Origin of the sequence: Micromonospora sp. B11E3 (genome assembly GCF_039871625.1) — a bacterium.
GTDB lineage: Bacteria > Actinomycetota > Actinomycetes > Mycobacteriales > Micromonosporaceae > Micromonospora.
In genome coordinates, this window is the sequence record NZ_JBDPMC010000052.1 from 40,381 (window position 1) to 46,411 (window position 6,031).

At 77.1% G+C, this 6,031-nt stretch carries 4 protein-coding genes and 1 pseudogene; 3 read left to right on the forward strand and 2 right to left on the reverse strand.

Translation table 11 applies throughout. The features are described 5' to 3' along the window. Positions 1-233 precede the first annotated feature (233 nt). Positions 234-1,244, forward strand: a complete 1,011-nt coding sequence (locus tag ABGB16_RS23115; protein ID WP_347670184.1) for a nitroreductase family protein — start codon at positions 234-236, stop codon at positions 1,242-1,244. Between the two features lie 160 nt (positions 1,245-1,404). Then, complete coding sequence (locus ABGB16_RS23120; RefSeq protein ID WP_347670189.1) at positions 1,405-3,042, forward strand: GAF domain-containing sensor histidine kinase; 1,638 nt, start codon at positions 1,405-1,407, stop codon at positions 3,040-3,042. Positions 3,043-3,116: 74 nt separating this feature from the next. Here the strand turns inward: ABGB16_RS23120 and ABGB16_RS23125 are convergent, their stop codons facing one another. Further along, positions 3,117-3,755, reverse strand: coding sequence for a response regulator transcription factor (locus ABGB16_RS23125; RefSeq protein WP_347670185.1), 639 nt, complete (start codon positions 3,753-3,755; stop codon positions 3,117-3,119). A gap of 160 nt (positions 3,756-3,915) precedes the next feature. Here ABGB16_RS23125 and ABGB16_RS23130 point away from each other — a divergent pair, with 160 nt between their 5' ends. Then, positions 3,916-4,890, forward strand: coding sequence for a nitroreductase (locus ABGB16_RS23130; RefSeq protein WP_347670186.1), 975 nt, complete (start codon positions 3,916-3,918; stop codon positions 4,888-4,890). A gap of 75 nt (positions 4,891-4,965) precedes the next feature. On the opposite strand, the pseudogene ABGB16_RS23135 reads toward ABGB16_RS23130, so the two are convergent. Continuing rightward, positions 4,966-5,871: pseudogene (locus ABGB16_RS23135) on the reverse strand (reductase); the annotation flags it as partial. Positions 5,872-6,031 lie beyond the last annotated feature (160 nt).

Here is a 6,031-nt window from a genome sequence, read left to right on the forward strand (position 1 = left end):
CGGCGAAACCGGCCCGGCCACGACCGCGGGAAGCCCTCGCCGCAGGCCCCGGGCACGGCCGGCGGAACGGGGCGGGGCCGATCGGGAAACGGCCACGGGCCGAAGGGCCCGGGCACGTCGGGACCTGCGCACCGTGCGACCGACCGCCCGGCGGCACAGGATGGAGCGGCAACCCCGCCCTCGCGACGCCCGGAGTGGGGCACGATGGGCAGAGACGACGAAAGGTCGTGACGATGAGCCACGAGACGCCGGCTACGGACCGCCCGCTGACCACCGCGCTCGCGGAGGCCGCCGCCACGGCCGGCCACGCCCCGTCGGTGCACAACACGCAGCCGTGGCGCTGGCGGGTCCTGCCTGACGCCCTGGAGCTGCGGCTGGTGCGGGACCCGAAGCTGGCCGGCACCGACCCGGAGGGCCGGCTGCTGACGCTGAGCTGCGGCGCGGCCCTGCACCACGCCCGCACGGCGCTGGCGGCCGAGGGCTGGACACCCGTGGTCGAGCGGCTGCCCGATCCGGCCGAGCCGGCGCTGCTGGCCCGCCTCACCGGCGGGAAGCGCTCCGGCGGCGGCGCGGGCGCGATGCGCCTGGTGCAGTGCATGCGGGTCCGGCGCACCGACCGGCGGCCGGTCAGTGACGAGCCGGTGCCGGCCGCCGCGGTCGACGAGATCACCGGGGCGGCCGCCGCGGAGGGCGCCCGGCTGCAGATCCTCCACCCCGACCAGGTGCTGGCGTTGGCCTCGGCCGCCGGGCGGGCCGCGGCGGTGGAGGCGGCGGACGCGCAGGTGCAGGAGGAGTTGGCGTACTGGACCAGCCGGGCGGGCACCGGCACCGGCCTGCCACCGGAGGTGCTGCCCGCCCACGCCCCGCAGACCACCGTCCCGGCCCGGGACTTCGGGCGCTCCGGCGCCCTGCCGGTCGGCCCCGGCCACGACCGCGCGGCCGTGTACGGGCTGCTCTTCGGCGACGAGGACGAGCCGGACAGCTGGCTGCGGGCCGGCGAGGCGCTCTCGGCGGCGTGGCTGACCGCCACCCGGCTGGGCGTGTCGATGGTGCCGCTGAGCGGCGTGGTGGAGGTGGAGGGCATCCGGCAGACGGTCCGGCAGCTCCTGGCCGGCCTGGGGCACCCGTACCTGGCGCTGCGGATCGGGGTCGCGAACCCGGAGCAGGCCGGCCCGCCGCACACCCCGCGGCTGCCCACCGAGCAGGTCGTCGACACCTCCGCCGTGCGGGGCGCCGGCTCGTGACGGGCCGGCTCCGGGCGGCCGGCGGTGCCGCCCGGCGGGTGACCGGCGATAGCATCGGCCGGTGGCCAACAGCGCGCCGATCCCTGGGTCCGAGCCCGTCGCCCCCTCGCTCGGGCTGAGCCCACTGTCCCGGGTCCGCCTGGACGAGCTGCTGCAGGAGATGCTGGACCGGGTCGGTGACGTCGTCGCCAGCCGGGAGCGGCTGCGCGCCCTGCTCGACGCGGTGGTCGGCATCGGCACCGACCTGGACCTGCGCAGCACCCTGCAACGGATCGTCCGGTCGGCCTGCGAGCTGGTCAACGCCCGGTACGGTGCGCTCGGGGTGATCGGCCCCGACCGGCTGCTGCACGACTTCATCGTCCACGGCATCGACGACGAGCTGCACGCCAGGATCGGCGACCTGCCGCACGGCCGGGGCGTGCTCGGGCTGCTCATCGACGACCCCCGCCCGCTGCGCATGCCGGACATCACCCGGCATCCGATGTCGTACGGCTTCCCGCCGCACCACCCGCCGATGCACAGCTTCCTGGGCGTGCCGGTGCGCATCCGCGACCAGGTCTTCGGCAACCTCTACCTGGCCGAGAAGCAGGGCGCCGCCGAGTTCACCGACGACGACGAGGAGATCGTCGTCGCGCTGGCCGCCGCGGCCGGCGTGGCGATCGAGAACGCCCGGCTGTACGAGCTGGCCCACCGCCGGGAACGCTGGCTGGCCGCGACCGCCGAGATCACCTCCGTGCTGCTCGGCGAGGTGCGCCGCACCGACGCGCTGAGCCTGGTGGCCCGGCGGGCCCGGGAGGTCGCCGAGGCGGAGCTGGCGATGGTGCTGCTCTACGACGAGGGCGCCGGGCAGTTCACGGTCGAGGTGGTCGACGGCGCCGGGGCGAGGTCCGGCGGCGCCGGGGAGCTGGTCGGCGCGGTCCTGCCGGCGGACGAGACCCGCTTCGCGGGGGCGGTCACCGAGCGGCGGCACGAGCTGGTGGGGAACCTGGCCGAGGCGGCGCCGTGGCCGGCGCCGGTGGGCGGCGGGCCGGCCGTGGTCTCCCCGCTGGCCGCCGCCGACGTCCTGCACGGCGTCCTCGTGGTCGGGTACCGGCCGGACCGGGGGGACGTCACCGACTCCGACGCCGCCCTGCTGGGCAGTTTCGCCGGGCAGGCCGCGCTGGCCCTGGAGCGGGCGCGGGGGCAGGAGGAGAGGGAGCTGCTGGTGGTCCTGGAGGACCGCGAGCGCATCGCCCGGGACCTGCACGACGTGGTGATCCAGCGGCTCTTCGCCACCGGCCTGCAGTTGCAGAGCGCAGCGCCGATGGCCACCCGACCCGAGGTCGCCAAGCGGATCAACGCCGCCGTCGACGACCTCGACGACACGATCCGCGACATCCGCCGGACCATCTTCGAGCTGCGTACCCCGATGAGCGCGGCCCTGCGCACCGAGATCCGCGAGGCGGTCGACGTGGCCGCCGCGTCGCTGGGCTTCCGGCCGACGCTGGAGCTGACCGGGCCGATCGACAGCGCCGTCCCGGATTCGATCCGCCCGGACGTCACGGCCGTGCTACGGGAGTCCCTGTCCAACGCCGTACGCCACGCCGAGGCCAGCCGGGTGGCGGTGGCCGTACGGGTGGAGGCCGGCTGGGTCGCGGTCACCGTGACCGACGACGGCCGCGGCTGCGCTCCCGACGCCGCCCGGGGCGGCCTGGTCAACCTGCGCGAACGCGCCGAGCGGCACGGCGGGAAGTTCGAGGTGTGCCCCGCGTCGCCGCGCGGCACGCGGCTGCACTGGACGGTCCCGCTGCGCGACTGACCCCGGCCCGGCGGCCCGCCCACCGGCAGGGCGCAGGCCCATGCCGCGTCCCGCCGCGCGGCGCGGCGGGGGCTTCAGTGGTGCTTGCCGAGCAGGCGGGTGGCCAGCACGGCCGCCTGGGTGCGCCGCTCCAGACCCAACTTCGCCAGCACGCTGGAGACGTAGTTCTTCACCGTCTTCTCCGCGAGGAACATCCTCCCGGCGATCTCCCGGTTGGTCAGCCCCTCGGCGACGTACTCCAGGATGCGCCGCTCCTGCTCGGTGAGCGACTTCAGCTCGCGGGGCTGCTCCACGCCACTGCGGATGCGCTCCAGCACCCGGGTGGTGATCGCCGGGTCGAGCAGGGACTGCCCGGCGGCCACCCGGCGCACCGCGTCGACCAGGTCCGTGCCCCGGATCTGCTTGAGCACGTACCCGGCCGCGCCGGCCATGATCGCCGCGAACAGCGCCTCGTCGTCCTCGTACGAGGTGAGGATCAGGCCCCGGATCGACGAGTCCGTCGCCCGCACGTCCCGGCACACGTCGATGCCGTTGCCGTCGGGCAGCCGGGCGTCGAGGATCGCCACGTCGGGCCGCAGCGCGGGGATGCGGCGGGTCGCCTCCTGGGCGGAGCCCGACTCCCCCACCACCTCTATGTCGCCGCCGCTGGTGAGCAGGTCGGCAAGGCCACGACGGACGACCTCGTGGTCGTCGAGCAGGAACACCCGGATCATCCCTCGTTTGTACCCTCCGCAACCGGCGTCCGCACGGGCCGAAGGTCCCGACCCGGAGCGCCCACCACAGGCGGCAGGTCCCGGCCGACGGGGCCGTCCGGCCCTGCCCGTCGGCGGCCCCGGGCGCGCACCGTGGAGGTGGACCGAAGGGAGCAGCACCATGGGAACCCGCTTCACCGTCGGGCAGTTGACCGCCGCCGCCGCGGCCGCCGTCCGGGCGCCGTCGCTGCACAACAGCCAGCCGTGGCGGTTCCGGCTGCGCGACGGCGGCATCGAGGTGTCGCTGGACCGGGAACGCCTGCTCCCGGCCACCGACCCGAGCGGCTGGGGCGCCCGCATCGCCTGCGGCGCCGCCCTGTTCAACCTGCGGCTGGCCCTCGCCGTGGCGGGCACCCCGGCGAAGGTGCGGCTGCGCCCGTACCCGGCCGAGACCGACGTGCTGGCCCGGCTGACCCCGGACCTGCCGCGCCGCCCCACCCCGGCCGAGCAGACCCTGTACGCGGCCGTGCCGCGCCGGTTCAGCAACCGGGCGCCGTTCTGGCCCGACCCGGTGCCCGCCGAGGCCCGGTGGCGGATCGGCGAGGCGGCCCGCGCCGAGCAGGGCTGGCTGGAGCTGGTGATCGGGGTCAGCGCCGTCAACGCGTTCGCCGAGATCGCGCGCAGCGCCCACCGCGTCCTCGAACGCGACGCCGGCTACCGGGCCGAGCTGGCCGCGTGGGTGCGCGCCGCGCCCGCCCCCGACGGGGTGCCCGCCACCGCGAGCGGCCCCCGGGGCGAGCCGCAGGACCTGCTGCCGGCCCGCGCCTTCGGCGGGCGCGACCGCGCGCCCGGGCGGGACTTCGAGCCGGAGCCCCTCGTGGCGGTCCTCGGCACCGCCGGCAACACCACGACCGACCAGGTCGTCGCCGGGCAGGCCCTGCAACGGGTGCTGCTCACCGCCACCGACGCCGGGCTGGCCGCGTCGATGCTCTCCCAGCCGATCGAGGTGCCGGGGGCGCGGGAGGCGCTGCGGCTGTCCCTGGGCCGGTTCGGCACCCCGCAGATGGTGTTGCGGATCGGGTACGGCCAGCCGGGCGTCCCGACGCCGCGCCGCCGCGTCGACGAGGTGCTCGACCTGCCCGTCGCCCGCCCCTGAGCCGCCCAGCGCCGGGCTGCCCGCGGCCCCGAACCGCCCGCCGCCGGGCTGCCCGCGGCCGGCCCACCGCCGCCGCTACCCGGCGGCGAGCGCCGCCAGCAGCGTCGCCTCCCGGTCCGGGGCCAGGCCGACCGCCGCCCGGGCCGGGCGGCCCGCGCGGGCCGGGACCGTGCCCACCGCGCGCAGCCAGCGCCAGGTGTCCGCGACCGTCTCGGCCACCGGCCGGCAGGCCAGCCCCGCCGCGTACGCCCGCTCCACGTTCTTCTCCTGCAGCCAGCGGTACTCGTGCCCGACGGGGATCCAGACCGGCAGGTCGTTCCACGGCGTCACCCCGGCGGCGAGGAGCGCCTGCGGCGCCGTCCAGCGCAGCCGGCCCGCCGACCCCGTCGCCGCGACGCAGGCGTCGAGCAGTTCGCCCATCGTCGCGTGCCCGCTGCGGGACACCACGTTGTACGTCCCGCCCGTGCCCGCCGCGCCCCGGTCCAGCAGCCACGCCGCCAGGTCCCGCGCGTCGACGTACTGCACCGGCAGGTCCGCCGGGCCGGGCGCCAGCACGTCGCCGCCCCGGGCGATCCGCGCCAGCCACCAGGGCAGCCGCCCGATGTCCTCCCCCGGCCCGAGGATCAGCCCGGCACGCGCCAGCAGCGCCCGGTCGCCGAACACCTCCGCCGCGGCCCGCTCTCCCCCGGCCTTGTTCTCCGGGTACCCGCCGTCGTCGGCGTCCGGGTCGGCCGCCACGGTGGGGTCGTCCTCGATCACCCCGAGGGGCACCGGCGGCGCGTAGACCGAGCCGCTGGAGACGTACCCGTACCACCCGGCCGAGCCGGCCAGGGCCCGCGCCGCGTCCCGCACCGCGCGCGGCGCACCGTCCCAGGTGTCGACCACCAGGTCCCACTCGCCGCCGGCCAGCGCCGCGAGGCCGCCGGACGCCGTCCGGTCGCCCCGCAGCCGCCGTACGCCCTCCTCGGGCAGGCTGCCGTGCAGCCGTTACCTTTCAGTGCGCTCTGGTAAGCACACGGTTGGTAGTCCCGCCTTGCGGTGGGACGGTCCCGGTCTGACCGGCGGCTGCCGTGCCGGGTTCACGTTTCACAGCCGCCTGCCCGTGTTGGCGGGTCTTCTGGTCGGCTCCACGTGCTGCCAC

Coding starts and splice junctions, on each gene's coding strand:
- ABGB16_RS23115 (WP_347670184.1), top strand. CDS start 234: ATGAGCCACGAGACGCCGGCTACGGACCGCCCGCTGACCACCGCGCTC.
- ABGB16_RS23120 (WP_347670189.1), top strand. CDS start 1,405: ATGCTGGACCGGGTCGGTGACGTCGTCGCCAGCCGGGAGCGGCTGCGC.
- ABGB16_RS23125 (WP_347670185.1), bottom strand. CDS start 3,755: ATGATCCGGGTGTTCCTGCTCGACGACCACGAGGTCGTCCGTCGTGGC.
- ABGB16_RS23130 (WP_347670186.1), top strand. CDS start 3,916: ATGGGAACCCGCTTCACCGTCGGGCAGTTGACCGCCGCCGCCGCGGCC.